Source organism: Pseudoalteromonas sp. NSLLW218 (assembly GCF_015864775.1).
Classification (GTDB): Bacteria; Pseudomonadota; Gammaproteobacteria; order Enterobacterales; family Alteromonadaceae; genus Pseudoalteromonas.
In genome coordinates, this window is sequence record NZ_JADYWO010000004.1 from 24,514 (window position 1) to 50,762 (window position 26,249).

23 protein-coding genes are annotated in these 26,249 nt (G+C 37.9%); 8 read left to right on the plus strand and 15 right to left on the minus strand.

Annotated elements, in window-relative coordinates; genetic code table 11:
- Positions 1–27: 27 nt before the first annotated feature.
- From I6E80_RS07000 to I6E80_RS07025, 6 genes are all read right to left on the minus strand, one after another.
- Entirely contained in the window at positions 28–1,035 is a 1,008-nt protein-coding gene (locus I6E80_RS07000) for an isocitrate dehydrogenase (protein WP_024598103.1), read from the minus strand.
- A 206-nt stretch (positions 1,036–1,241) separates the two neighbouring features.
- Complete coding sequence (locus I6E80_RS07005) at positions 1,242–2,930, minus strand: hypothetical protein (RefSeq protein WP_197185180.1); 1,689 nt, start codon at positions 2,928–2,930, stop codon at positions 1,242–1,244.
- 11 nt (positions 2,931–2,941) lie between these two features.
- Positions 2,942–3,325, minus strand: coding sequence for a DUF3192 domain-containing protein (locus I6E80_RS07010; RefSeq protein WP_024598101.1), 384 nt, complete (start codon positions 3,323–3,325; stop codon positions 2,942–2,944).
- A 69-nt stretch (positions 3,326–3,394) separates the two neighbouring features.
- Positions 3,395–4,168, minus strand: a complete 774-nt coding sequence (gene xni / locus I6E80_RS07015) for a flap endonuclease Xni (protein ID WP_197185181.1) — start codon at positions 4,166–4,168, stop codon at positions 3,395–3,397.
- 10 nt (positions 4,169–4,178) lie between these two features.
- The gene (ppnN, locus tag I6E80_RS07020; protein WP_197185182.1) at positions 4,179–5,522 is read right to left on the minus strand and encodes a nucleotide 5'-monophosphate nucleosidase PpnN; all 1,344 of its coding nucleotides are present in this window, start codon (positions 5,520–5,522) and stop codon (positions 4,179–4,181) included.
- A 65-nt stretch (positions 5,523–5,587) separates the two neighbouring features.
- On the minus strand, positions 5,588–7,123 hold the full coding sequence (locus I6E80_RS07025) for a GGDEF domain-containing protein (protein WP_197185183.1): 1,536 nt from the start codon (positions 7,121–7,123) through the stop codon (positions 5,588–5,590).
- Positions 7,124–7,327: 204 nt separating this feature from the next.
- On the opposite strand from I6E80_RS07025, the gene I6E80_RS07030 reads away from it, so the two are divergent.
- The 3 genes from I6E80_RS07030 (at position 7,328) to I6E80_RS07040 (ending at position 13,656) form a co-directional block, all read left to right on the plus strand.
- A complete protein-coding gene (locus I6E80_RS07030; protein ID WP_197185184.1) occupies positions 7,328–9,115 on the plus strand; it encodes a M61 family metallopeptidase in 1,788 nt (595 codons plus the stop codon).
- Between the two features lie 180 nt (positions 9,116–9,295).
- Positions 9,296–11,386, plus strand: coding sequence for a bifunctional diguanylate cyclase/phosphodiesterase (locus I6E80_RS07035; protein ID WP_197185185.1), 2,091 nt, complete (start codon positions 9,296–9,298; stop codon positions 11,384–11,386).
- Between the two features lie 98 nt (positions 11,387–11,484).
- Positions 11,485–13,656: a S46 family peptidase gene (locus I6E80_RS07040; RefSeq protein WP_197185186.1), complete on the plus strand. Its 2,172-nt coding sequence runs from the start codon at positions 11,485–11,487 to the stop codon at positions 13,654–13,656.
- Between the two features lie 128 nt (positions 13,657–13,784).
- On the opposite strand, the gene I6E80_RS07045 is transcribed toward I6E80_RS07040, so the two are convergent.
- From I6E80_RS07045 to I6E80_RS07055, 3 genes are all read right to left on the minus strand, one after another.
- Positions 13,785–13,961: a hypothetical protein gene (locus tag I6E80_RS07045; protein ID WP_165722958.1), complete on the minus strand. Its 177-nt coding sequence runs from the start codon at positions 13,959–13,961 to the stop codon at positions 13,785–13,787.
- Positions 13,962–14,411: 450 nt separating this feature from the next.
- Positions 14,412–15,050, minus strand: coding sequence for a hypothetical protein (locus tag I6E80_RS07050; RefSeq protein WP_197185187.1), 639 nt, complete (start codon positions 15,048–15,050; stop codon positions 14,412–14,414).
- 181 nt (positions 15,051–15,231) lie between these two features.
- Entirely contained in the window at positions 15,232–15,936 is a 705-nt protein-coding gene (locus I6E80_RS07055; protein ID WP_197185188.1) for a toll/interleukin-1 receptor domain-containing protein, read from the minus strand.
- A gap of 410 nt (positions 15,937–16,346) precedes the next feature.
- On the opposite strand from I6E80_RS07055, the gene I6E80_RS07060 reads away from it, so the two are divergent.
- From I6E80_RS07060 to gntR, 4 genes are all read left to right on the plus strand, one after another.
- Positions 16,347–17,618: an O-acetylhomoserine aminocarboxypropyltransferase/cysteine synthase family protein gene (locus I6E80_RS07060; protein ID WP_197185189.1), complete on the plus strand. Its 1,272-nt coding sequence runs from the start codon at positions 16,347–16,349 to the stop codon at positions 17,616–17,618.
- Between the two features lie 257 nt (positions 17,619–17,875).
- On the plus strand, positions 17,876–18,256 hold the full coding sequence (locus tag I6E80_RS07065; RefSeq protein WP_002960288.1) for a BlaI/MecI/CopY family transcriptional regulator: 381 nt from the start codon (positions 17,876–17,878) through the stop codon (positions 18,254–18,256).
- A gap of 11 nt (positions 18,257–18,267) precedes the next feature.
- On the plus strand, positions 18,268–19,884 hold the full coding sequence (locus tag I6E80_RS07070; RefSeq protein ID WP_197185190.1) for a M56 family metallopeptidase: 1,617 nt from the start codon (positions 18,268–18,270) through the stop codon (positions 19,882–19,884).
- A gap of 204 nt (positions 19,885–20,088) precedes the next feature.
- Positions 20,089–21,099: a gluconate operon transcriptional repressor GntR gene (gene gntR / locus I6E80_RS07075; RefSeq protein WP_197185191.1), complete on the plus strand. Its 1,011-nt coding sequence runs from the start codon at positions 20,089–20,091 to the stop codon at positions 21,097–21,099.
- A gap of 95 nt (positions 21,100–21,194) precedes the next feature.
- Here gntR and gntU read toward each other — a convergent pair whose 3' ends face one another.
- Complete coding sequence (gene gntU, locus I6E80_RS07080) at positions 21,195–22,538, minus strand: gluconate transporter (RefSeq protein WP_165723886.1); 1,344 nt, start codon at positions 22,536–22,538, stop codon at positions 21,195–21,197.
- Between the two features lie 149 nt (positions 22,539–22,687).
- Here gntU and I6E80_RS07085 point away from each other — a divergent pair, with 149 nt between their 5' ends.
- Positions 22,688–23,236: a gluconokinase gene (locus tag I6E80_RS07085; protein WP_024598090.1), complete on the plus strand. Its 549-nt coding sequence runs from the start codon at positions 22,688–22,690 to the stop codon at positions 23,234–23,236.
- Between the two features lie 39 nt (positions 23,237–23,275).
- On the opposite strand, the gene I6E80_RS07090 is transcribed toward I6E80_RS07085, so the two are convergent.
- The 5 genes from I6E80_RS07090 to I6E80_RS07110 form a co-directional block, all read right to left on the minus strand.
- A complete protein-coding gene (locus I6E80_RS07090; protein ID WP_002960277.1) occupies positions 23,276–23,464 on the minus strand; it encodes a DUF1289 domain-containing protein in 189 nt (62 codons plus the stop codon).
- A 2-nt stretch (positions 23,465–23,466) separates the two neighbouring features.
- Positions 23,467–24,021 (minus strand): hypothetical protein, encoded by a 555-nt coding sequence (locus I6E80_RS07095; protein ID WP_197185192.1) that lies wholly within the window; start codon positions 24,019–24,021, stop codon positions 23,467–23,469.
- A 115-nt stretch (positions 24,022–24,136) separates the two neighbouring features.
- The gene (gene hisIE, locus I6E80_RS07100; protein WP_007376299.1) at positions 24,137–24,751 is read right to left on the minus strand and encodes a bifunctional phosphoribosyl-AMP cyclohydrolase/phosphoribosyl-ATP diphosphatase HisIE; all 615 of its coding nucleotides are present in this window, start codon (positions 24,749–24,751) and stop codon (positions 24,137–24,139) included.
- Entirely contained in the window at positions 24,742–25,521 is a 780-nt protein-coding gene (gene hisF, locus I6E80_RS07105; RefSeq protein ID WP_024598087.1) for an imidazole glycerol phosphate synthase subunit HisF, read from the minus strand. Before hisF ends, hisIE begins: the two co-directional genes overlap by 10 nt.
- Positions 25,503–26,237, minus strand: a complete 735-nt coding sequence (locus tag I6E80_RS07110; protein ID WP_010552951.1) for a 1-(5-phosphoribosyl)-5-[(5-phosphoribosylamino)methylideneamino] imidazole-4-carboxamide isomerase — start codon at positions 26,235–26,237, stop codon at positions 25,503–25,505. The genes hisF and I6E80_RS07110 overlap by 19 nt, the downstream gene beginning before the upstream one ends.
- Between the last annotated feature and the right edge of the window lie 12 nt (positions 26,238–26,249).

Sequence of the window (26,249 nt, forward strand, 5' to 3'; positions counted from 1 at the left end):
GCTTTTGAAATTAATAACAAATATTAATTATAAACGGTCAATTACTGATTGAGTGAAATCAGTTGTACCGTGGCTGCCGCCTAAATCGCGAGTTGTACGGTCGCCAGATTTTATTACATCAGCAACAGCACTACGAATACGCTCTGCTGTGTCGCCCATATCTAAATGCTCAAGCATTTGGATAGATGCTAAAATTACAGACGTTGGGTTAGCTAGGTTTTTGCCAGCAATATCTGGAGCACTGCCGTGTACAGCTTCAAAAATTGCTGCGTCTTCACCAATGTTAGCACCTGGAGCCATACCTAAACCGCCAACTAAACCAGCACAAAGGTCAGATAAAATATCACCAAATAAGTTAGTCGTTACAATTACGTCAAATTCTTCAGGTGTCATTACCAGTTTCATACACGTTGCATCAACAATCATTTCGTTTGATTCAATTTGTGGGTAACGTTCAGCTACTTCACGCGCAACTTTTAAGAACAAACCAGATGTTGATTTTAAAATGTTAGCTTTATGAACAGCTGTTACTTTTTTGCGGCCTTCACGTACCGCTAGCTCGTATGCAAAAGTTACGATTTTTTCTGCGCCTTCACGCGTAATTATTGATTTTGCTTCTGCTTCATTACCGTCTTCACTTACTATTTGGCCTGCACCTGAGTACATACCTTGCGTGTTTTCACGAATAGTAATGATATCAATATCGTCGTAACGAGCTTTAGTACCAACAAATGATTTAACAGGACGTACGTTAGCGTATAAACCAAATTGCTTACGAAGTGTTACGTTAATAGACGTAAAACCTTCACCTACAGGCGTTGTTAATGGGCCTTTAAGAGTGATTTTGTTTTTAGCTATTGTATCAACCGTGTCTTGTGGAAGTAACTCACCTGTTTTTTCAAGTGCAGCTAGGCCAGCATCAACAAATTCATAATCAAAGTCGCAACCTGCGGCTTTTAATATTTCAAGTGCTGAGTCGATAATGCTCGGACCGATGCCGTCGCCTTTGATCACTGTGATGGTTTGTTTGGCCATTGACTTTTCCTTTAAAGAGTTTGATTTGCACATAAATTATTACCCTGAGAGAGTAATAGCTTGTTAGGTCATTTATGTGAACGTGCTTGAAAATTTAAGGGCGCATTTATACCAAGTTATCGCCCATTTTGCTAGTTTATACAGGAAATACCGGGTATACACCAAAGTTATAATGGGTATAAGAACGTTAAATAGTCCTCTATAAATTAAATACTATTAAATAGCGCAAGCGATTCTAATTTTTGGTTGAAATCAGTTAGATTTTGCCACTTTAGTATTTTCAGTTGTTCGTTTAATGTTTGCAGTTGCCACGCTGTAAGCGCAAGTTCCGGTTTAAAAACACTCTGCGCAACAATTTTAAGCGTGATCCAGAGTTTATGAGAGTCAGTTAAATGTTTTTTAGGTGTTTGCTCTGCTTCTAAAAGTGCCGTTGTCCATGGGTTGTCACTTAATAAATGAGTAAGCTGTTGCGTTAGTTGCTCGTTATTAATTGCATCCACTCCAAAAAATGAGCTAATAGGAGCACTCAATGTTTTATTTGGTGTGTCGTCAATCAGCGTTTTACGAGAAAGCTGTGTACTGCATTGCGTTAATAAAAAATGAGCATAAGCATATAAAGGTAATGTAATGTGTTCAAATTGGTCGTGTTTATTTTTACTGACTAATAAGGCCATTATTTTCACTAAACAATTTAATCTGTTAGTAACGTATGCTTGCAGAGGGTGTGGGGTAACATTAACTAATTGCTCAAAAACAACTCTTTGAATTATCGCAGGCGCATTATAATAACCGACCATCGATAAGCTATGCTTTAAGTCTTTAGCGGCCTGATGCTCCTTATTGTAAGGTTTTACTGCCTCACATAAATTCGCGACTACCTGAGGGTGAACCGCCATTAGTTGGCTTAACCCTTTATAGCTATATTCGTGCTGCAACTTAATATTACTTATTAGTTCAAGTAAAGACTGTGCTTTATCAACGTCAACTGCACTTTTCGACTTTACATGTTCACTGTTGAACACTTTAAAGTTAATAGTTTTATCAGCGCAATGCCATTGTTTTGGGTTGTCGTTAAGCGTTGCTTTAACGCTAAACCAAGCTAATTTATTTGGATTAGCGGTACTAATTAAAATATGTTTTTGCTGCGCATCAGTCGCTAAATAAATCATGGTTTGCTCGGCATAAAAAACGCGGCTTCCCGGTAACAGTGGCCCCAAATGAGCTATGAGTGATTTGATTAGCTGCAGTCCAAATAAGTTGGGAGTGCGAATGTACAAATCAGCAAGTGCTTTAAATAAACTCATATGTTTATTAGCCGTATTGCTAGTGATGTTCATGCTAATAATATTTGCTAAAGCAATCAGTGTTATGCCCCCATCGTAAAGCATAATTTTAGGGGCACTTACTAATGCTTGTTTATATTTACTTAATTTAGCTAACAATTGCGTAACGGGTTTGGCAGAATCGCCACCGGATAGCATAACTTTTGCTGCTAGTTGATGACGCACTTGCCATGTTTTTTTATCGGAGTCTTGAAAAGGTGTCTGCTCACAGAGCTTGTTTAATTGTGCTCCAACACATAAATGCTCAATAAGTGAAGCTGCAATGTATAGCTCGCTTAGGGCATTGTTGTAGTGTTGAGATTTACAAAGTGCAGCGGTTATAACGCTCTGACTAACAACTAAATTAGTAGCATAAGAATAATTAGGATTATAAAGTGTTAAACGTGCTTGTAATGCGAATGGCTGTTCGCTATAGAGCACTCTATATTGCTCAGCTAACTTACTTGCCATGGGGTATAAGGCTGTCCACTTTTGTTTATTGTTATAATAGCTTAAAAACAGCTGCGTATTATTAAGCAGCTGCTCTAAAGTAGTTGAAACAGCTTCATCCATTAAACCTTCACCTAATTTTGTTCTTGATATTTATTATATGCACTAGGACCCCATAAAAATAGCTGCCCATTTTTAAATAATAACCCAGTACATTCATCCATAGTGGTTATACCGTCAGATGTTTTATGCTGTGTACGATAAAAAACTATCTGAAATACCTGTTCACCATCTCGTTTGGCATAAGTAAGGTCAGGGCTGCCTAAATAATCAAGCACAGTATTTAGTGTTGTTGGCTGCTCAAGTGATAGTTTTTCGATATAACGTTTATTAAAAGCTTCTCGGTCTTGCCAGATCATAGCCTGAGGATCGTCTTTATAAAAGGTGATCACCAACGTTGCTATCAGTGCATATAGCCCTAAACCTAAGATTAAATATCGGATAAATTTTTTCAATATGGTTTACTCTGACTCCGGTAACTAATAATAGTATACGTTTTGTAATGTTTAGAGGCTATTAACTTGCGACTAATTAAGTCTTAACTGCTTTAAACTAAAGCCTAAATTTATATCGGTGCGTAAACTAACCAAGTGCTTTGAGATTACGTACATATCCATATTAGCGGCTAACTTTGCTTTAATACTTGGGCTTAGAGACTCATCTTCGGCCGCATGCTCAATTGAATTATAGTTATTAACTATTTGCTGCGCAGACTTGGTACCTATTCCTTTTACTCCCGGAATATCATTTGTTTTATCACCAGCTAAAGCCCAAAAATCAACGAGCTTATTTTGCTCAACACCAAAACGCTCTTTTATACTTGTCTCATCTAAATAGAGTTTTTTAAAGTAATCATAAACTGTAATGTAGGGGCCTAAATAGGGTAAAAAGCCTTTATCAGTAGAAACAACAGTATTAGCTATTTGATTATTTGATGCTTTAAACGCAAGCGTTGCAATAATGTCATCGGCTTCATCGTTAATAGGCTCAAATACAACAATACCAGTTTCTTCTATTGCGGTTTTAAAGTGCTCTAAGGCATCTTTTAGCACTTGAGGCATTGGCGCACGGGAGTGTTTGTAGTCTTTATAAAAATGATAACGCCAGCTTTTGTCACCATCAAATACCGCAATCGCATGGGTTGCACTACTTGTATCTAAAAGCTTTTTACACGCATGAGCTACACGTGCGCAGCACGTTTGTATCATTTGCTCATCGCTGTGATGTTTTTGATTTGCGTCAACGGCGTATATGCGCCTAATTAAATTAAGCGCATCAATAAGAAGTAAATGGGGTTTCAAACTATAAAACTCATGCTTTTATTTTGTAACACGGAATGTATTTACTGCCAGGGAGTTTCATACGGCCCTGATCAACAAATGCTTGTAATAACGTATCCATATTTTCCATAAGGGCAGGCTCGCCACTTAAAATGTATGGACCGTTTTGCTTAATGGCTTTTACGCCTTCGTCTTTTACATTTCCAGCTACAATACCTGAAAAAGCTCTGCGTAAATTAGCCGCTAATAACTGTTTTGGTTGATCAAGATGTAAATCAAGACTTGCCATATTTTCGTGTGTTGGTGCAAAAGGTTGTTGAAAATCGTTATCGATTTTTAATGTCCAGTTAAAGTAGTAGGCATCGCCTTCACTTTTACGGTAATCACGAACATTGGCCATAGCCGACCTTAGCTTTTGACCTACTAATTGCGGATTATCAATAATAACTTCAAACTTATCCAATGCTTCTTTACCCAGCGTCATTTCAATAAATTCACACAGCTCTTTAAAGTACGCTTCACTTTCTTTTGGGCCAGTTAAAATAACAGGTAAACATTGTTTGGTGTTATCTGGATGCAGTAATATGCCTAATAAATATAGCAATTCTTCAGCAGTCCCTGCGCCACCAGGAAAAATGATAATAGCGTGGGCTGTTCTTATAAAAGCTTCAAGGCGCTTTTCAATGTCAGGTAAAATAACTAATTCGTTAACAATAGGGTTTGGTGGCTCTGCAGCAATAATGCTTGGCTCTGTTAGGCCTAAGTAACGGTTATTGGTATTGCGCTGTTTTGCATGGCCAATAGTGGCACCTTTCATTGGCCCTTTCATGGCACCAGGGCCACAACCAGTACAAATATTTAATCCACGTAAGCCTAGTTCGTAGCCTACTTGTTTTGTGTATTTATATTCAACTTCGTTTATTGAGTGTCCGCCCCAGCAAACAACCATACTTGGCTCGCTATTAACACGCAAAGCACCTGCATTTCTGAGCATATCGAACACCATATGAGTAATGGCTTTTTGCTCTTTTAAATCTTTTTCGTATTTTTGACAAATAAACAAAATATCGCGAATAACAGAAAATATATGCTCGTGAATTCCGGTAATTATTTCGCCATCAACAAATGCGGTTTCGGGTGGGTTTTCAAGCTCAATTTTAATGCCTCGTTCGCGGCTTACTAAACGAATATCAAAATCTTTGTATTTGTCGTATATATCGCTACTTTCGTCGGTATGGCTACCTACATTAAGTACTGCTAATACGCAGTTTCTAAATAACCTATAACGCTCACTAGCAGAAGATTGCTCTAATAAATCAACTTCTAATTGCGACAGTAAATCTAAAACCCCAGTTGGGTTTAACTGTATTAACATAGACGTTCTCCTTACTGCTAAATCGTAAAAAACTACTTGTCATAAAATTTATAATAGCTATGACATTATTTACTGGTACAAAGTCTATCTCGTCCTGAATTTTTGGCCTCGTAAAGAGCATCATCTGCTCTATCAAATGCCTTTAACAGAGTATCGCCTTTTTTAAACTGAGTAGCACCTACCGAAATAGTGATCTCAATTTGTTTTTCTCTAAATTTAAAAGGTATATTTTTAATTACCTTTCTAACTTTATCCAGAGGTGATGTTGCGTTTTCAAGCGACACACCTGGCATTAACAATACAAATTCTTCACCGCCGTAACGCGCTATAAAATCGGACTTTCTTACCGACTTTTGCAACGCTTTTGATATAACTTGAAGTGTTATGTCACCAGCGGTGTGGCCAAATCTATCATTGATAGATTTAAAGTGGTCAACATCAATAACTGCAAGCGTAACATCAGAGGGCTGAACATTAAACAAGTGCATTTCATGGCTGTAACGTTCATCAAATGCAGCTCGGTTAGGCAGTTTTGTGAGCCCATCAAGTAAACTTTTAAAGCGCTGTTCGTTTAAGCGTTTTTTATACGTTGTTAACTTGTCTTCTAAAGTAACAATTCGTTTATTTATTTCACTAAAGCTAGCGCTAAGCATTTCTCTATCTTTTCGCTCTAACTTTTCTTTTGCTAAAAAGTCTTCGCTTAGTGATTTTAATTCGTTATCTACGAGTTCTTTTAAAGATGAAATTGATGTTGCTTTTTGCGTTTGATCGTTGAGATTTTTAATTTTTAGTTCAATGCTTTTATTTAACGAATCAAATTCAACACTCATCGATTCAGAGTGCCTGCTAGTAGAGACAATAGAATTATGTAAATCTTCGAGGGTTTGATTTAACGAAACTAAAAAGCTTTGCGCAGACTTACGCTCATTACTAATATTTTTTACTACGACTTCAATTATCTTTATGGCGACATCGAATAGTGCATCTATAGTGTCACTTTCCGTAATACTATTTTTTATACTATTAATTTGTAGTGTAGCTTCTTCTTCAAGTATAAGTTCATTAGCAAGCTCAAGTAGTTTTTTTGCACGAGCCTGTTTAGCAGGCCGTTGCTTATTAACTTCAGGGTTTTGTTTAGTTAGTAATGCTTCGTGATAAAAGAGAATAAGTTGATCAAGTAGCGGAATATAACCATGAGTTGATTGAACGTTATTAATCTCTTGATCGAGTAAATTTCTCAGGGCTCTGCGAGTTTCATCAGGTAAGCCTTTGGTTTTTTGTAACTGTTTACCTGCATTTTGTACACTGTTAAATAAATCACGTTGCTGAGCTTGCTGAATCGATTCTTGATTTTTAAGTAATATCAAAGTTTCACTAACAAGAGGAGAGAGGTCTTCAAAGCTCATACCTTTGTTGAGTGCACTTCTAAATTTAGCAAGGCGATTATCTAACTCAATATCAAGCCCTTTGCAGCTTAGCGAAAGTTTAGCTGCAAAGTCACACAAAATATCAACTTGATGTTTGCGTGCACTCTCAACAGCCATACGAGCATCAATTGCTTGTTTGAGTTTTTTATCTGTTGGATTAGATCTTTCAGACACTTAAGCGTACCGCCATCAAATTAATTTTATTATCTTCAGTTTACAACAAATTTTTATTATGTGTAGTTATCTAGTAAAAAACTTAGAAATTTTAATAAGCTACTACGTATAAACTCGTATACAGGGCAATTTGTCGTATTTAATTCACTTTTAAATAGGGGCTTGTTAGTCTTATAGGTAATTAAGTTTCCACTAAGAGTCTCTATGAAAAAGTTATTAGCCCTATCTATTTTAGCTGCGTGTTCAGCACCTGTATTTGCAGATGTAAATTATTCTTTAGAAATCTCACAACCTCAACACCATTTAGGCGATGTAAGTGTAGGGTTTCCAAAAACAGCGCAAGCACATCTTGATATAAAACTTCCAGCATGGCGAACCGGTCGCTATGAAATGCTTAACCTTGCCAATGGTGTTCGTTATTTCAAAGCTAAAGATGAAGACGGCAAAGAATTAAAGTGGGAAAAAATAGATCACAGTACGTGGCGTGTACATCTTAATGAGCCAACAGAAATTAATGTTGACTACCAAGTGTATGCAAACGAGCTTGGTAAGCGCGCACGTCACATTGACGACAGCCATGCATTTATAGATGCGTCAGGCTTTTTTATGTTTAGTGAATCATTTCGCCAAGAGCCAGTAACCGTTAATTTAGACGTGCCTAAAAAGTGGCGCTCTGTATCGGGTATGGATAATTTAAAAGGGAAAAATTCATTTAAAGCAGCAGATTACGACGTACTTGTTGATTCTCCAATCGAAACGGGTATTAACCAACTTCACACATTTGAAGTAGATGGCCGTGAATACGATTTAGTTATATGGGGTGATGGTAACTACGATGTAGAACTAATGCTTACCGATCTTAAAAAATTGGTTGCTACTGGTAATGTAATTTGGGATGGCTACCCATATGAACGTTATGTATTTATGGTTCATGCTACGTCGGGTGCCGGTGGTGCAACAGAGCATTTAAACTCAACAATTATTCAACGTCCACGCGATAGATTTGGTAGCCGAGAAGATTACCTAGCGTTTATTAGTACCGCTGCACATGAATTTGTTCATACGTGGAATGTTAAAGCATACCGCCCTCAAGGTTTGGTACCTTACGATTACACGAACATTAACTACTCAAAACTACTGTGGATCGCCGAAGGTTCAACAAGTTACTTTGAAGATCATCTATTAGTGCGCTCAGGCATTCAAACAACAGATGAATTTTTTAAAGTGATGAGTAAAACTATTAATCGTCATTTACAAACTCCGGGCCGTGAAGTGCAAAGCGCAAGCGAAACAAGCTTTGATAAATGGATTAACCAAGGTGGCGATCATGCACGTAACTACAGCACCAATATTTATTCAGAAGGTTCGTTAATTTCACTTGCTTTAGATATCGACTTGCTAGAAAAAAGCCAAGGTAAAATAAGCTATCGCGATGTTCACAAAGCACTTTATGACAATCATAAAATACCAGCAGGCTTTACAGACGTAGATGTGCTTAATATTTTAAAAGATTTAACCGGGCGTGATTACTCTAGCTGGTGGCAAGACAATGTAGAGTCACCTGCAAGTATCAACTTTGACGACTTACTTACTAAAGTAGGCTTGAAATTTGAGCGCCCTGAAAAAGCAAAAGCGCTTGCAAGTATTGACGCTACTGCTAAAAACACGGGCGAGTTACTTACGCTAAGTTACGTTCGTCGTGATGGTAGTGCGTGGAAAGCAGGTTTAACTACCGATGATAAAATTGTCGCTATAAACAAACATCACGTAGGTAAAGATTTAAAAACCAGCTTAGAAACGTTTAAAAAAGGCGATAAAGTAACTATTGACTATCTTCGTCGCGATGCTCTTGAAAGCTTAACATTAGTATTATCAGAAGAGTTTGATAAGCCTAAAAAAGTAGTTGCTGATAAAGAGGCAACGTCTGAGCAAAAAGCACTATTCAAAGCATGGATTGGCGTGGAACATCCAAATGATGTGACAAAAAATTAAACTCAGTTTTTATAGTGTTTAAATATAAATAACTACCATTAAAAAAAGAGCTTCGGCTCTTTTTTTGTTTTGCATAATGACGTATAAAATGTATATGGAAATTTAACATTAAAGTTAAATTTAATTATTATTTAGTATTTCTCTATTATTAAATAAAATTATTATGGATATAGCCTCAAAATGAAATCAGATAACCCGACTTCAAATTTAACCCATCAATTTGTAATTAACGACTATTTGCATCAGTTATTTGATGCAGTAAATGTTATTTCTGTTCAAGGTTATGACAATGAACGTCGTGTTATTTATTGGAATGAAGGCAGTGAGCGACTTTATGGCTATACCAAAGAAGAAGCCATAGGACAAAAAATAGAAGATCTTATAATTCCAGAGCCAATGTGTGAATTTGTTATTGACGCGCACAGTGATTGGGTAAAAAAAGATATAGAAATTCCAGCGTCTGAAATTATTTTACAAGACAAGGATGGAAACAACGTATCGGTTTTTTCCAGCCATGTTATGTTTACAAATCAATATAATACAAAACAAATGTACTGTATTGATATCGATTTGTCGGATGTGAAAAAAGCACAAGCAGAGGCTTCATTTAATGAGGATATGCTAAAAACCATTTTTGGGGCAATCCCTGATTTATTTTTCTTGATGGAAAATGATGGAACTATCCTAGAGTATCATGCGAGCAATGAAACCGATCTTTATACCAAGCCAAAGCAGTTTATTGGTAAAAAGATGGGAGATGTATTACCTGAGGAAGTAGCCAAAAAATTTGAAACTTATATCAGCCTTGTATTAGAAAAAGAGCAGATGATGAGCTTTAAATACGAGCTAGCTTTGCCCCATGGGCTCGTTTTTTTTGAAGCAAGAATAAATAAAATAACAGAACATAATCAGTTAATGGTTATTATTCGAGATATTACAGAACAGCATAAATCAGATGAAATAATTAGACATCAAGCGTATTACGATAGTCTAACTTTACTCCCAAATCGTTTTTTAGCACTTGATCGTTTGTCGCAATTACTTATTGAAGCACAAAGAAATAATGAGAAAGCGGCAGTACTGTTTTTGGATTTAGATGACTTTAAAAAAATAAATGATTCTTTAGGCCATGAAACAGGGGACAAACTTTTAATTGAATCAGCGCAAAGGCTGCAAGAGGCACTGCGAAAAGACGACACGGTAGGGCGCCTAGGTGGAGATGAGTTTATCGTATTACTACGAGGTATAACTGATCACCATGCAGCGCTAAAAATCACTGAAAAATTGGTCAATAACTTTAGAGCCCCTTTTAAAATTGAGGGCCGGGAACACATACTAACAGCGAGTATTGGTGTAGCCATATACCCAGAAAATGGTACAACCGTTGCTGATTTATTACGAAATGCTGACACTGCAATGTATCAAGCAAAATCATATGGTCGTAATACTTATTCATTTTTTACTAAAAAGATGAACGTAATTATTCAGCGCCGACTAGTAATAGAAGAGCAGATGCGTGGCGCCCTTGAGCGTAATGAATTTGAGTTATTCTACCAGCCCCAATTTGACGCCAAAAATAAACACATCATTGGTGCAGAAGCGTTATTACGCTGGCATAACCCTGTGCTAGGTAATGTAACACCCGATGAGTTTATACCTATCGCCGAAAATACAGGATTAATTGTACCTATTGGTAAGTTTGTAATTAGCCAAGCATTACACTTTTTAAACACATGGCAAAGTACCTGTAAACGCCAACAAAAATACACCATGGCTGTTAACTTATCTCCTCGCCAATTTAGAGACGTAGGACTACTCAGTTTTATTCAAAACTCATTGAGTGAAGCAAACATAAACCCCGAAAGTTTAGAGCTTGAAATAACTGAGGGAGTATTGATGAGTTGCCACACTAATGTTGTTGATATACTGACTGAAATTACTGCATTAGGCATTAACTTATCAATGGATGACTTTGGTACAGGTTATTCGTCATTAAGTTATTTGAGAGAATACCCTTTTAATGTACTCAAAATAGATAGAAGTTTTATTGACGGTATTGTACTAAACAATGAAGATTGTAATCTCGTAAAGGCAATTATTGCCATGTCGCACAGCTTAGGACTGACAGTGGTAGCCGAAGGTGTAGAAACAAAAGAGCAGCATACTTTATTGAACGAATTGGGTTGTGATTTTATGCAAGGCTTCTATTTTAGTAAACCAATACCAGCAAAACAGTTTCTTGATTTTTCGATGAATTTTGATAAAAAGTAAGATTAAACACTCGATTGTAACAATTCATTGCACGGCTATTGACCTTATTGTCCCATCGCGAGTAACCTGTTATAGAAACAAATAAAAAGGATTCTATAATGCGTTTAAAACCTCTTGTAGCTACATTAGTAGCCACATTTTCTTTATCACTTTCAAGTAGTGCCATAGCCGACGAAGGCATGTGGCAACCACACCAACTTCCAGAGTTAGAATCAATTTTAAAAGCCAAAGGGCTTGAAATTGATGTTGAATCTATTTCTAAATTAACCGAATTCCCAATGAATGCGGTAATTAGCCTAGGTGGCTGTACAGCATCGTTTGTATCGCCTAAGGGTTTAGTTGTGTCAAACCATCACTGTGTTTATGGCTCGGTACAATACAACTCAACGCCTGAAAACAATATTTTAGAAAATGGCTTTTTAGCTAAAAGTCCTACAGAAGATTTACCTGCAGCGCCGGGCTCACGCGTCTATGTAACAAAAACGGTTACCAACGTAACAGATGAAGTAATTAAAGGTACTAACGAGCTAACAGCAAAAGCACGCTACGACGCACTCGAAAAAAATGAAAAAGCGCTAGTAGCCCAATGTGAAGCCGATGAAAGCTATCGTTGTAACGTGTATTCGTTTCATGGTGGTTTAGAGTTTTACCTAATTAAGTCACTTGAAATTAAAGACGTACGTTTATCTTACGCACCAGCTATGGGCGTAGGTAAATACGGCGGCGATATAGATAACTGGATGTGGCCGCGCCACACAGGCGACTTTGGTTTTTACCGCGCTTATGTAGGCAAAGATGGAAAACCTGCAGAGTACAGCGAAGACAACGTACCTTACGTACCTGACTCTTACCTAAAAGTAAGTGCCAAAGGCGTGCAAGAAGGCGACTTTGTAATGGTTACAGGCTACCCAGGGCGTACTAACCGCTACCGTATAGCAACAGAGGTAGATAGCGTATTTAACGACAGTTACCCTAAAGCACGCGTTCATAACTCAAAATACGTGTCGCTTATTGAAGAAAATTCAGAAGACGGCAGTAAAGCGCGTATTGCTTACGAAAGCACCATTGCAGGTTATAACAACTATATTAAAAACTATGGTTCGATGATCGAAAGCTTCAAAAAAGGCACTATGCTTGAGCGCAAAAAACAGTTTGAGCAAGACCTAACACAATGGATCAATAGTGATGGTGGGCGTAAAGAACAATACGGAAGCGTATTAGGTGAGCTATCTGAGCTAATTGCGCAATCACAAGAGCATAGTGAACGCGACCGCATGTTAGGTTATGTACATCGCTCACAAATGATCAGTACAGCAAGACGTTTATACCGCTTAGCTTACGAAAAACAAAAGCCAAATAGCGAACGTGAATCTGGTTATCAAGAACGTGACTTACCTCGCATTAAAGCAGGGCTTGAGCGCATGACGCGCCGTTATGATAGCAAAGTAGACAAAGCTATTTTACTGCACTTTTTAGAACTGTATGCAGCACTTCCAAAAGAAGAGCGTTTTAGCGACGTTGATAACGTATTTAAAGTACAAAATGGGTTTGATAAAGCAACCCAAAGCGCGTTACTTGATAGCATGTATGAGCAGTCAAGACTCGATAATGCCACTGTTCGCAATTCATTATTTGAGCAATCGTTTAGCCAGCTAAATCAAAGCCAAGACCCATTTGTGCAGTACGCTAAAGCAATCTTTAAAGTAATGAAAGCTGAGGAAGATAAATCAAAGGCACTGGCAGGTAAATTACAAGCCGCTCGCCCAGAGCTAATGAGCGCAATCATTGCGTTTAACAAAGCTAAAAACAAACCGGTATACGCCGATGCTAACAGCACATTACGAGTAACCTATGGCACTGTAGGTGGCTATTCACCTCAAGATGGCTTGGTAGCAACACCGTTTACATCGCTTGAAGGATTACTTGCTAAAAACACCGATGTTGACCCATTTAATGCACCTAAAAAGTTACAAGAGCAAATTAAAGCCAAGTTTTATGGTGATTACACGGGCGGCATGAATACAGTACCAGTAAACTTTTTATCAAATGTAGACACTACCGGTGGTAACTCAGGTTCGCCAACACTTAACGGCAAAGCAGAGCTTGTAGGCTTACTGTTTGACGGTGTTTACGAAAGTATTATTGGTGATTGGGATTACAACCCTGAGCTTAATCGCTCAATCCACGTTGATTCACGCTACATGCTGTGGGTAATGGATAAAGTAGATAACGCACAAAACTTGTTAGACGAAATGACAATCGTAAAATAAGTAATTAGTGAGATAAGAGAAGGGCGCTTACCGTAAAAGAAGCGCCTTTTTTGTTGATGTTTGATTCGCTTATTTATGGCTACTAAGTGCCATGATCGGATAGTCCTAACCTTAGTCGCTTGTTATATTTAAATTTTACGCTCAAAGGCTAGATATAAAGTTGCAAATAAAAAACCACTAAAGCCTTTTTCCATTTTTGATAACACCCACCCATCTCTTGCCAACTCGTTTGCTTTAGCGTTTGCTCTATTTAACATACCACCTGTCGCCCAGATTTGAGAAACTGCAATAAACTTATACTCCATGTAACACTCCTTTAAATATAACTGCTTTATCAGAGGACTCTTTCTCTATTTTTAAGCGAAAACGTCCTTATTTTATGAGCTTCTATTAATAGCAAAAAGCATAAGTTATTGCTAGCTATATATATTATGCATATGATGGGTTATTTGAACATATAAAAAAGGGGGGGAAGTAGTCATTAATTAATTACTCACTCAATGACTAATTCTCGCTCACAGCACGCTTAAGCAAAGTACCACTTGCTGTCATATAAATAGAAATTAGCAAAGACGACCTCATTTTCTTACCTTTTTTGTTGGTGTTTGATTCGTATATTTATGACTGCTAAGTGCCAATTGCAGACAGTGGTAACGCCCTAATAATGGGCAAAAAAATGTTGGCTAAAATGTTGAGGAGGTGTCCACTAAAACGGGTGAGGAGCAACTTCTGTTTAAATGCCTTATTATGTTTTCTTATATGCTGTCTATCATTTCTTGAAATCTATCTTTTTCAGCATAACCTTCAATCCAGCACCAACCTGCGAATAGTGACCACAAAAACCTACTAAATGATTTTATTTCATCGTAATCATCAGTGATGTTTTTTAATAAAACAATTTGCTTATTAAAGTGATGGAAAAATTCAAATGATTCTGGTTGATTAAACTCAATATTATTTAGAACGTAGCCTGTACTTTCTTTAAAAGCCTCAAATTCTAGTAGCATAATTTCTAAAAGTTCATGATCCATTTTATTCAAAACAACATGCCACTTATCTTCTGAATCTGTTGCTTTCAGCGAGAAGTAACGTTTAAATTCTTTTTGGTCTAATAAGGTGTCTACCAAGTCTGACGGATAAGATGTTTCACACGCACTTAAAAAGTGACTAATCATGTTCTGTTTAAAGTGTTTGTATTGATTTAGGTAATTGTTCTTAATAATTTTACGTTTACGTTTACGGTAGTCGGGAATAAACACTGTAAAGTAGTAAAATAAAGCACTAACAAAAAGACCTAATGAAATATTCAATACAATACTATTACCGATAGGAAATTGATTGAATATAGGAAATTGGCTGTTAAATAAAAATGGTTCGTTACTCGATTTAAGCATTAACAAAATACTTAGCACTAATATTATGAATACCAATTTAGGTATATTTTTCACCAAACATCTCCGTAAACATAACGGTTTGCTAAGCGGCAATAAAGTAGCTGGCCAAAATTAACGAGGAACGAGTAAAAAGCCAGCTGTTGTTTTGTCCATTTAAGCAACTTACTAGAGCGTATTTTCACTAAAACTCAATATTAACTAGCTCTGCAATTTTCTCCGCAACTACTGCCATTGAATCTTCGGCAGTATCCAACCCGCTTCTAGAGGCGAGTAATGGGCTGACATTTCGCAAGTCTTCGTATGTAGCATTATGCATAATAGGAATAAGTTGGTTACCTGCCAAAAGCGCAGATAGTTCTTTGTCGGCAACACTCTCTTTAGGAAGGCGCTCAAGCATCGCTGGAGTAACAAGCACAAGACCAATTCGTGAATTTGCCAACCCTTTATCTATTGCACGCATCATTGGTACACCAAGAGCAAGATCTTTCTCGCTAAACCAAACTTTTACACCTGACGTCACAAGTAAATCGTTTAGTTCTTTTGCTGCTTCCTTACGATCTCCCCATGCGTGACAAAGAAATACATCTCTAAGATCTGGTTGAGCTGCCGCTCTAGCTTCAACAGTTTCACGAATTGGAGTAAGTGATTGAATTTGTGTAGGAGTATATGAAACAGAAGAACTTGATTTAGACCACCTGGGTCTACTAGAGCCTGATGAACTACCACGAGTGCTAGTACTACGAGAACTAGAACCATATGAGGTATATGACGGTGAGGTGTAAGAAGAGTAACCGCCATACCCGCGACTACGACTACTACAAGCGGGACAATTCGCAACCCCACTCGCAGTACGATGACCATTACTAGGTGCTGTACATCTTGCCATGTTAAAAATATCCTTTTTTTATACTTCTTAAAATTTGATGGAATGCGCTAAGCATCGCATACGCTCTAACAGCTTATTGAACACCATTTTGGTAGTTTATAACACACCAGAATAGCGTAAATTACATACCATAATAATTTCACCAATAATTACTTTTGTAAACAAGTAATTAAAACTGCTAGAAATTAATCATATTATTTTCCCCCAAAACGGCGTTTAATAATGTTATTGGACAAAATTAGATTTCTACTCAAAACACAGGAATAAATTTAACTTTCCCAATGACCGGTAATCGCTCCGAGCTGCCTTTAACTTAAATCAAATCACCTTAACACCCTTTAATATATTTCATGTGCATTTTATAACCAAGAAGTGCTAGCTTAGTGGTAAATTAATTGAAGGAAATAATTATGAAATTAGAGTCATTAGCACTGCACCACGGTTACGAATCTGAGCCTACGACCAAATCGGCAGCCGTGCCTATCTATCACACTTCTTCTTATACATTTGATAATACGCAGCATGGCGCTGATTTATTCGATTTAAAAGTACCTGGAAATATTTACACCCGCATAATGAACCCAACAAATGCCGTACTTGAACAACGTATTGCTGCAATGGAAGGGGGCATTGGTGCGCTGGCTGTTGCCTCTGGGATGGCGGCTATTACGTATGCTATTCAATGTTTGTGCGAGGTAGGTACTAATATTGTGAGCACCAGCCAAGTATATGGCGGCACGTATAATTTATTTGCACATACCTTACCTAGGCAAGGTATTGAAGCACGCATGATAAAGGCCGATGACTTTACCGCGTTCGAGAATGCAATTGACGACAACACCCGCGCTGTTTTTTGTGAATCTATTGGTAATCCTGCAGGTAATATTGTTGATATTGAACGTTTAGCACGTATTGCACATAGCAAAGGTGTGCCGCTTATTGTTGATAATACCGTGGCTACGCCGTATTTATGCCGCCCATTTGAGCTGGGCGCCGATATAGTGGTTCACTCACTTACAAAGTATATAAACGGGCACGGTACTGCTATTGGTGGCATGATTGTCGACTCTGGTAAGTTTGATTGGAAAGCCAACGCCACGCGCTTTGCAATGATGAACGAGCCCGATCCGTCGTATCACAATGTGGTGTATACTGAAGCCTTTGCTGAAGCAGCATTTATTGGACGCTGCAGAGTAGTGCCACTGAGAAATACCGGTGCAGCGCTTGCGCCTAAAAACGCATCTGACATTTTAATCGGCCTTGAAACATTAGGCTTAAGAATGGATCGCCACTGCGAAAATGCACAGCAGTTGGCTGAGTATTTAGAAAATCATCCAAAAGTGCTTTGGGTTAATTACGCAGGGTTAAAATCAAGTCCGTATAACGAAATGAGCAAAAAAATTACCAGTGGCAAAGCATCCGGTATTTTAAGCTTTGGCATTGCGGGTGGCCTAGAAGCGGGTACTCGTTTTATTGATGCACTAAACATGATTTTACGCTTAGTTAATATTGGCGATGCCAAGTCGCTTGCGTGTCACCCTGCGTCAACCACACACCGCCAATTAAACGATGAAGAATTAGCAAATGCAGGCGTAAGTCGCGATTTAATTCGTTTGTCAGTCGGTATTGAAAACATTGTAGATATAATGGCAGATGTAAGCCAAGCGCTCGATAAAGCATAGTTACCTCACTACCTTCCATAAAAACTTTAAAGCATAAAAAGCGTTAGTTGAAAATAAACTATCGTTTTTTATGTTTTTCTAAAATCTATTAATAAGTATACCTCTTTATTTTATCTACCTTTTTTATAAAACCTTCCTAAGACTTTTATATTTCTACCGTTTGTTTTTTATTCACATGTCAATTTTGTATTGACACTAAGATTACTTACTACTACATTTGTAACAGTACCACTACAAGTGTAGTAATAGGAGCGACAATGAAACTTAGTGATTTTGAAATGGATATTATGCAGCTGCTCTGGCAGGAAGAACCCTGTACCGCGAGTCAACTACATAAGGTGCTTTTAGCTGATAAGCAAAAAGATAAAAAAGTAGCCTATACAACAGTTAAAACTATTGTAGATAGGTTAGAACACAAAGGAGCGATTGAGCGTTGTGGACATGAAGGGCGAGCTATTGTTTTTAGAACAATCGTGACTCAAGACACATTATCGGAGCAAGCTATGCCTAGTTTTATGCAACGATTTTTTAAAGGTAATTCTCGTAGTTTAATTGCCCACTTTATCAAAGAAGAAAAGCTAAATGATGAAGATATAGAATATTTACAAACGCTTTTAAAAAATAAGAAGTTAGATTAAAGGAGAGGGTAATGACGGATTATTTACTAACTTGCACACTTATTAGCTTATGTATTTTGCTTACAGTAAAAGGACTAAAAAATGCCCCAGCACGATTAAACTTTTACATTTTAATGACTGCCTTGGCATGTTGGTTTGTCCCTTGGCAGTACTTTTCCCAGTTACCCTTATTTGAAGGGGCAAATCGTTACACATTCAACGTGGCGCAATTGATTCCCGATGTTAAAGCACTAATACCAAATGCTGAACAAGTAGCAATTAAGGACGAATTACAAAGCGATATGGTTATATGGGACTTATTGCCATCACTTAGTAATGTTTTTATAGTTTTAGTTTTAGCTGGTTTTGGATTGTTTTTATTACGCATGGGCTTATATGTAAAGCTTATAAAAAATTTATACATTAACTCAAAGCCAAGTCCTGAACTTAAACACATTAACAATCAGTATCCAATTAGACTAACAACCCATACAGAGCCTGCTTTTGCTACCGGGTTAATAAAGCCTGTTATTTGGTTAGAGTCGACGATGACACACCGTAAAGAATTAGATTCAGTCATTCAACACGAGGTAACTCATTTACAACAAGGTGATATTTATTGGACGTGGCTTATTTGTTTTATAGAAAGCGTTTTTTGGTGGAATCCTATTTGCTTAAAGTTAACTGGTTTAGCAAGAGAGCAACTCGAACTTAGCTGTGATGAGTTGTGTATGCAAAAGCTAAAAGGTAAATACCAATTGGATTTAGCAAGTTTATTGCTACAAGAGCAAAGTGCTAAAAGCTCGCCTAACTTTTTTACCCCCCCACTTTTGAATATTGCTCATTCTAAGAGCTTTAATATTCAGAGGATCAAAATGTTAAACAAGGAAAAAACAATGAAAAGTAAATATTTGGTTATGGTTGCGGCGGCAATGTCTTTTAGTGCTTTAGCTGCAGCGCAAATTGTAGATGGTAATTCAGATAACAAACAGCAAAGTAATAATACGTCTCAGGCTCCTGTTAAAAGTGAAGAATATAAACAACAACTTGCACAGCTTCTAAAAAGCGCTGCTGGGGCAAAAAGTGATAACCCTGAACTGTTAAGCCAAGCTGCGCAAGGCATTCAAGATTGGCACTTGAATAGAGACAAACTTGTTGGTTTTGAAGAAGCTGAAATCAAACTACAAAGCTTTAGGCTGCTAAATCACGTTTACTCTAAACTTGAGCAATATGAAGACATACTAAGTGCTTACGAAAAATGGTATGAGCCTGGTAGTAACCCGCCTTACTTTTTAAAAAATTCACTAGCAACGGCCTATATACAGCTAGGGCGTTATGAGCTTGCTGTTGCAGAGCTTGAAGATTTATCAAAACAGCTTGAAGGTAAGCTACATGTTGGCTCAGCTGATAACTTAGCACTGGCATACATTTACCTTGATGATTACGATAAAGCGTTAAAAACCCTAGAGCAGGTTGATGCAAAAGACGATGTATACGGAAATATCCTTAAATATTATGTTTATGATAAACAAAATAACCGTAAAAAGATGGATGAAATCAAAAGTAAAATACCAGAAGCATTTGCAGTTACCCCCGCGTTATTACCACAAAGCGGCATACCTGGTTCGCAATTGTTGAGATTGCTATAAGTTTTTAATTACGATGAGGCTCGGAGTATCTGAGCCTCTGTTTAATGTTATTGGTACAAATACAGATTTATTCATTAAAATAGATCTAGGTTATTTAAATCTCTGGGTAATCGCTTAGCGATAACCTAAATAAAAATGGCTAAAAGTAGTGATTTTTCATAATAGTTGGTATGTTACAAGTAACATTTTATTTAATTGTGTGTGATGAAAAAAAACAAACGTTCTTCTCTTCAAGATATTGCCGATGCGGTTGGTGTAACCAAAATGACGGTGAGTCGTTATTTACGTAATCCCGAAAAAGTATCAGAGTCTACTCGCACTAAAATTAGTGCAGCTATTGATACGCTAGGTTACATTGCAAATAAAGCCCCTGATTTACTCTCTAATGCTAAAAGCTACTCTATTGGTGTACTCGTTCCATCGTTAACGAACCACGTATTTGCTCAAGTTATAAGAGGCATTGAAGATGTGACTGGGCCTGCAGGGTATCAAACAATGTTGGCCCATTATGGTTACAACCCTGAAATTGAAGAAAAACGGGTTGAGTATTTATTGTCGTATCACGTTGATGGTTTAATTTTATCAGAAACCACACATACAGACAGAACACTAAAAATGATTGAAATGTCAGGCGTGCCTGTGATTGAAATAATGGATACTCATCACTCTCCTATGCAGCAAGCGGTTGGTTTTGATAACGTTAAAGCCGCTTTTGATATGACGACAGCGCTTTTAAATAAAGGCTATCGCAATATTGTTTATATAGGTGCAAGGCTCGATGTACGAACACGCCTAAAATTTCAAGGTTATTCAGATGCTATGTTAGCTAAAGGCTTTACGCCTAAAAGTGTGATGACTGATCAAGCTTCATCTTATAGTTTAGGCGCTGAACTTTTACAAAAAGCGCGTACTGACTACCCAGATACTGACTGTTTGTTTTGTACTAATGATGATTTAGCAATTGGGGCTATTTTTGAGTGCCAGCGAAGCAACATCTTAGTGCCTAGCCAAATGGGGGTTGTGGGTTTTCATGGTCATGATATTGGCCAAGCAATGGTGCCTCAATTAGCAAGTGTGATCACCCCTCGTTATCAGATAGGTAATGTTGCGGGAAGAGAGTTGTTGAGTCGGATTAATTCCGATTTGGATACTAGCATGAATTATAAGCAAGTAATTGATACTGGCTATATAGTTCATCTAGGTGAGAGTGTTTAAATCCTCTAAGTACATGAGCTTAATCACCTGAGCCTAAATAACAAAAGGCTCAGGTAATTTTTATATGTGTGATGATAAATCTACATACTGTAATTTTACAAAAACAGAGAAATCATCATAGCGACAAGTGCGCCAACAGTACCAATAATGGTTTCCATTACCGTCCATGTTTTAAGAGTTTGCATTTCGCTCAAACCGAGATAGCGACTCGCTAACCAAAATCCTGAGTCGTTTACATGAGAGAGCACAATAGATCCCCCACCAATAGCGATAGTGACAGCGGCAAGCTGTGCCCCATCAAGTCCTAAAGGCTGAAGCATTGGAATAATTAAGCCACACGCTGTAAGCATAGCTACTGTCGCAGAGCCTTGAATGACCCGCACAGCGGCTGATAATACAAAAGCGAGTATTACAATCGGTAAGCCTGAGCCAGCTAAGTAATTACCTAGTGCCGTACCTACTCCTGAATCAACTAATACTTGTTTAAATACCCCACCGGCACCAGTGACAAGAATAATAATTCCTGCAGGTTGTAAGGCACTACCACAAATTTCCATGATTCTAGCATTAGGGACACCGCGCCTTGCGCCGAGTAAATAAAATGCCATTAGGCAGGCAACTAAAATTGCTGTAAATGGATGACCTATAAAGGCTAACCAATTATATAAATCAGAGTCTTTTTCAACAAAGCGACTACCAATAGTATTTAAACTAATCATAATTAATGGCAAAGCAATTAAACCTAATGCTAATCCAAAACTAGGCGTGCCTTTACCAACTCTTTGGTTATCGTCGATTTGTTCGTGCTGTGGGAGTTCTACATGAATAGATTTAGAAATAATAGAGCCCCAAATTGGACCTCCTATAATCATCGCTGGTATAGCAGCAATAAGGCCAAATAAAATCATATAACCATAGTCAGCGCCTAATTGAGAGGCAACCAAAATCGGCCCTGGCGCAGGAATAAGAAACGCCTGACAAGACGCTATTCCAGCAAGTAGCCCAATACCAATTTTAACAACGCTGCCACCGCCTTTTCTTACTACAGCAAAAACAATACCGATTAAAAGTACCACGGCCACATCAAAAAACAGGGGGAGGGCACAAATAAAGCCCGTAAAGGTAAGTGCCCAATTAGCGTTCTTTTCCCCAAAACGGTGTAAAAGTGTGTGGGCAATGCGATCCAGCGCGCCGGTTTCTTCCATTACTTTGCCAAACATGGCGCCTAAAGCGACCACCACCGCTACAAAGCCTAGTGTTCCGGCCATTCCTTTTTGAATTGTAGCGGCAATTATTTCAGGGCTCATTCCTGAGAATAATCCTGCAATCATAGAAACAAGGATCAAAGAGACTACAGCATGTAGTCGTACTTTCATTACTAAAAAAAGCAATAAAAATATGGAGCCTACCGCTGTTAGTATTAATGATAAATCTGACATTTTTCCCTACTTATATTCAGTGTGAATTATATGTTTAGTGTGTGTTTAACTTCACTTTCGTATTTGTTACGCGTAACATGTTACCCGTAACTCAATATAATATATACATTGAAAATAATTAATTATTAAATTAAGGCGAGGATAAATACATGAGTAACACAAATGTAGGTCGTGTTTATATTGTAATGGGGGTTTCAAGCACAGGAAAGTCAAGTGTGGGTGATGCATTAGCAAAGCGCATTGGCGCTAAATTTATCGACGGAGACGACTTACATCCCAAGGCTAATATATTAAAAATGTCATCTGGGCAGCCTTTAAATGATGCTGATCGTGTGCCTTGGCTAGAAAGAATACGTGATGCTGCATTTAGCATTGAAAAGAAAAATGAAGTCGCGGTAATAGTCTGCTCAGCATTAAAAAAGAAATACCGAGAACAAATATGTGATGGAAATATAGGCATTACCTTTTTACATCTTTTTGGTGATTTTGAGCTGGTTAAAAGCCGTATGCAGGACAGAAAAGGGCATTTTATGCCTGTTGATTTACTCAAAAGCCAATTTGAAGCGCTAGAAGTTCCAAAAGAAGATGAGCCCAATGTTATAAATATAGATATTAATAACTCATTTGAGCAAGTAGTCGAAAGCTGTATTAGCGCAACTAAAATGAATAGCCACAACAAGCAAAAAGTTTTTAGTTAATCAGTTAACTGTTACTTTTAACATTTAGGATTTTATTTGTTATGAGTTAGCATCTGCTCGTGGTGTTTCTAAAATCGCTTTTTTTTCATCTTCAGATAATATTATCCAATCAAAAATTTCTTCGTTGGTACGTCCACACCCGGTGCAGTAACCGCTGCGCCTTTCGCATATTCCTAAGCAATCAGTTTTAAATTTAGATGGTTTTTTGTTTTGATTTAATTGGCGCATTATTAAAGTCCTAACGGTGGAGCAATTTCAAAGCGAGTAGAAAACCCATTACCTTCTTGATTTGTAGAAAGTGTAATAACCGGATTTTTAGTATCAAGTACAAAGGTGCTGTAAATTGAACTTGCTGTTTCTTTTTGGCTTTCAAACCAACCTGTTTTGGTTAAGCATTGGCGTAATTGCTTAGCAAGTGTTTGATGAGACTTTATTGTTTTCGTTTGTGTTTTAACAGGTGTTTGGCATTGGTAGCTTGCTTGCTCAGACTTATTTAATGTAACTGTACAGGTTGCTCCAATAATATGAGTATTAGTACGCCATTGATTAGTAAACTGGTTATTTACTTTATCTGTTTTTATTGAATCAAAACCAGATTCATAACCATTTATTAAGTTATTTATGGTGCTGCATTCATCGGGTGTTACTGTGGTTTTTACAGACTGATTCGTTGTAGTAGTGGTTGCTGTAGTTGTAGTCTGATTAGTTTTGCTGGTACAGCCCGCTAAAATAAACGCGATAACTAAAGTAAATGCGCCAATAGAAGGAATAATATAGTTTTTCATAGTTCACAGTAACCGATTAATTTAGCCATGCACTATATCACACGTGATTTACTTAACTAAAAGGGAAAATAAAAAGGCCCATATAAATATGAGCCTTTTGTAGCCATAGCGAATGCTATTTATGGCGACCTTGCAAGCATTTAACTACATCTTCAAGGGCTAAGCCTTGGCGTTGTAGCAATACTGTAAGGTGATAAATTAAATCAGCAGACTCGTTTGTTAGCTCATCGTTATCGTGTTTCATAGCGGCAAGGGCAACTTCTACGCCTTCTTCACCTACTTTTTGACAACTACGGCTTAAGTCTTTTGCAAATAATGACGCTGTGTAGCTTTTTTCAGGGTCGTCGTTTTTACGCGCAACAATCACATCTTCTAACTGTGCTAAAAAGCTTAAACTTGGTTTTGCTTCATCACCAAAACAGCTTTGTGTGCCTAAGTGGCACGTTGGGCCTTCTGGATTGGCAAGTACTAAAATTGAATCGTAGTCACAATCGGTATGCACAGACACTACGTTTAAGTAGTTTTCTGATGACTCGCCTTTAGTCCATAAACGCGATTTTGAACGCGAGTAAAACGTTACCTTATTGGTATCAAGCGTAACAGCGAGTGCTTCGCTGTTCATAAAGCCTTGCATTAAAATAACACCAGAGCGGGCATCTTGAATAATAGCAGGGATCATATCACTTTTAGCGAAATCGACTTGAGCTTGGTTTTGTTGTGTTACTTGCATAATCTTGCTGCCACTTGGTTATCTGTTAAAAATTGTTTTAGTTCGCCAATGTTAATCACATTTTTATGAAAAACGCTGGCGGCTAATGCACCATCTACTTTGCTTTGTTTAAATACGTCAACAAAATCTTGCATTGATCCCGCACCGCCAGAGGCGATTAAAGGAATGTGGCATAGCTCGCGAATTTTACTTAACTGCTCGTTATCGTAACCGTTACGAACGCCATCTTGATTCATACAGTTTAATACGATTTCGCCTGCGCCTAGGTCTTGTACGCGTTTAACCCATTCTTGTGTTTTATAACGCGTACGGCTTGATGCATTAGGATCGCCAGTTAATTGGTAAACTAAATATTCACCAGTCGTTTCATCAAAAAAGCTGTCAATACCGACTACAACACATTGCTTACCAAACTCATCGTGTAATTCTTTAATAAGTTCAGGGCGTGCAATAGCAGGGCTGTTGATACTTATTTTATCGGCACCACGCTCTAAAACGCGCGCTGCATCGGCTACCGACTTAATACCGCCCGCAACACAAAATGGAATATCGATATTACGTGCAATGCTCTCTACCCAATTTACATCAAGTAGGCGTTTTTCAACGCTTGCACTGATTTCGTAAAAAACCAGTTCATCGGCACCGGCTTCGCTGTAAGCTTTAGCCATTGTTAAAATATCGCCAACTATTTCATGGCCTTTAAACTTAACGCCTTTAACTACTTGGCCGTCTTTAACGTCTAAACATGGAATTATGCGTTTTGATAACATGCCAGTGCCTCCTCAACGCTAAATGCGCCATCAAGCAATGATTTACCTAAAATAACGCCGCCCACACCGAGCTCTTTAAGCTTTTTAATGTCGTCAAGTGAGCTTACGCCCCCTGAGGCTTGCACTTTAATTGTGCTGTTGTGGCGAGTTAGGTCTTCGTAAAGCTCAAACGATGGACCAGTCATGGTGCCATCCTTACTGATGTCCGTGCATAAAAAGTCGATAACACCTAAGCCAACATAAAAATCTACCAGTTCGAGTAAACCAAATTCAGATTCACTTAACCAACCGTGTGTTGCAGGTGCCCAGCCTGTGGCTGTTTTATTTACATCAAGGGCAATTACAAAGTGCTCTGCGCCAAATTGTTCAATCCACGCTTTCACTTGTTCGCGTTTTTCTACTGCCATTGAACCAATAACAACTTGGTTTGCACCGGCTTTTAGCCAATCACTTACATCTTGCTCTGAGCGAATACCGCCGCCCACTTGATACGGTACATTAAGTGCTTTGGTTGCAGCTTGAATATGTTTCCACTGTTTTTTACTTGGATCGCGTGCACCTTCTAAATCAACAAGGTGTAGTTTACCTGCGCCGCTGTCGGCGTATTCTTTTAAACGCGCGCCAAGTTCGAAAGGGTAAAACTGTGCTGTGTCGTATTTACCTTGGTACAAGCGCACAATTTGATTTTGTAATACGTCTAATGCTGGAATAATCACAAATAATCTCTT

What these genes read in the sequence shown, in the direction of transcription:
- gntU (WP_165723886.1), bottom strand. Translation starts at nt 22,538, where the DNA reads ATGTCAGATTTATCATTAATACTAACAGCGGTAGGCTCCATATTTTTA.
- ppnN (WP_197185182.1), bottom strand. Translation starts at nt 5,522, where the DNA reads ATGTTAATACAGTTAAACCCAACTGGGGTTTTAGATTTACTGTCGCAA.
- I6E80_RS07070 (WP_197185190.1), top strand. Translation starts at nt 18,268, where the DNA reads ATGACGGATTATTTACTAACTTGCACACTTATTAGCTTATGTATTTTG.
- I6E80_RS07035 (WP_197185185.1), top strand. Translation starts at nt 9,296, where the DNA reads ATGAAATCAGATAACCCGACTTCAAATTTAACCCATCAATTTGTAATT.
- I6E80_RS07090 (WP_002960277.1), bottom strand. Translation starts at nt 23,464, where the DNA reads ATGCGCCAATTAAATCAAAACAAAAAACCATCTAAATTTAAAACTGAT.
- I6E80_RS07065 (WP_002960288.1), top strand. Translation starts at nt 17,876, where the DNA reads ATGAAACTTAGTGATTTTGAAATGGATATTATGCAGCTGCTCTGGCAG.
- I6E80_RS07095 (WP_197185192.1), bottom strand. Translation starts at nt 24,021, where the DNA reads ATGAAAAACTATATTATTCCTTCTATTGGCGCATTTACTTTAGTTATC.
- gntR (WP_197185191.1), top strand. Translation starts at nt 20,089, where the DNA reads ATGAAAAAAAACAAACGTTCTTCTCTTCAAGATATTGCCGATGCGGTT.
- I6E80_RS07030 (WP_197185184.1), top strand. Translation starts at nt 7,328, where the DNA reads ATGAAAAAGTTATTAGCCCTATCTATTTTAGCTGCGTGTTCAGCACCT.
- I6E80_RS07005 (WP_197185180.1), bottom strand. Translation starts at nt 2,930, where the DNA reads ATGGATGAAGCTGTTTCAACTACTTTAGAGCAGCTGCTTAATAATACG.
- I6E80_RS07060 (WP_197185189.1), top strand. Translation starts at nt 16,347, where the DNA reads ATGAAATTAGAGTCATTAGCACTGCACCACGGTTACGAATCTGAGCCT.
- hisIE (WP_007376299.1), bottom strand. Translation starts at nt 24,751, where the DNA reads ATGCAAGTAACACAACAAAACCAAGCTCAAGTCGATTTCGCTAAAAGT.
- I6E80_RS07055 (WP_197185188.1), bottom strand. Translation starts at nt 15,936, where the DNA reads ATGGCAAGATGTACAGCACCTAGTAATGGTCATCGTACTGCGAGTGGG.
- I6E80_RS07000 (WP_024598103.1), bottom strand. Translation starts at nt 1,035, where the DNA reads ATGGCCAAACAAACCATCACAGTGATCAAAGGCGACGGCATCGGTCCG.
- I6E80_RS07040 (WP_197185186.1), top strand. Translation starts at nt 11,485, where the DNA reads ATGCGTTTAAAACCTCTTGTAGCTACATTAGTAGCCACATTTTCTTTA.
- I6E80_RS07045 (WP_165722958.1), bottom strand. Translation starts at nt 13,961, where the DNA reads ATGGAGTATAAGTTTATTGCAGTTTCTCAAATCTGGGCGACAGGTGGT.
- hisF (WP_024598087.1), bottom strand. Translation starts at nt 25,521, where the DNA reads ATGTTATCAAAACGCATAATTCCATGTTTAGACGTTAAAGACGGCCAA.
- I6E80_RS07085 (WP_024598090.1), top strand. Translation starts at nt 22,688, where the DNA reads ATGAGTAACACAAATGTAGGTCGTGTTTATATTGTAATGGGGGTTTCA.
- I6E80_RS07050 (WP_197185187.1), bottom strand. Translation starts at nt 15,050, where the DNA reads ATGCTTAAATCGAGTAACGAACCATTTTTATTTAACAGCCAATTTCCT.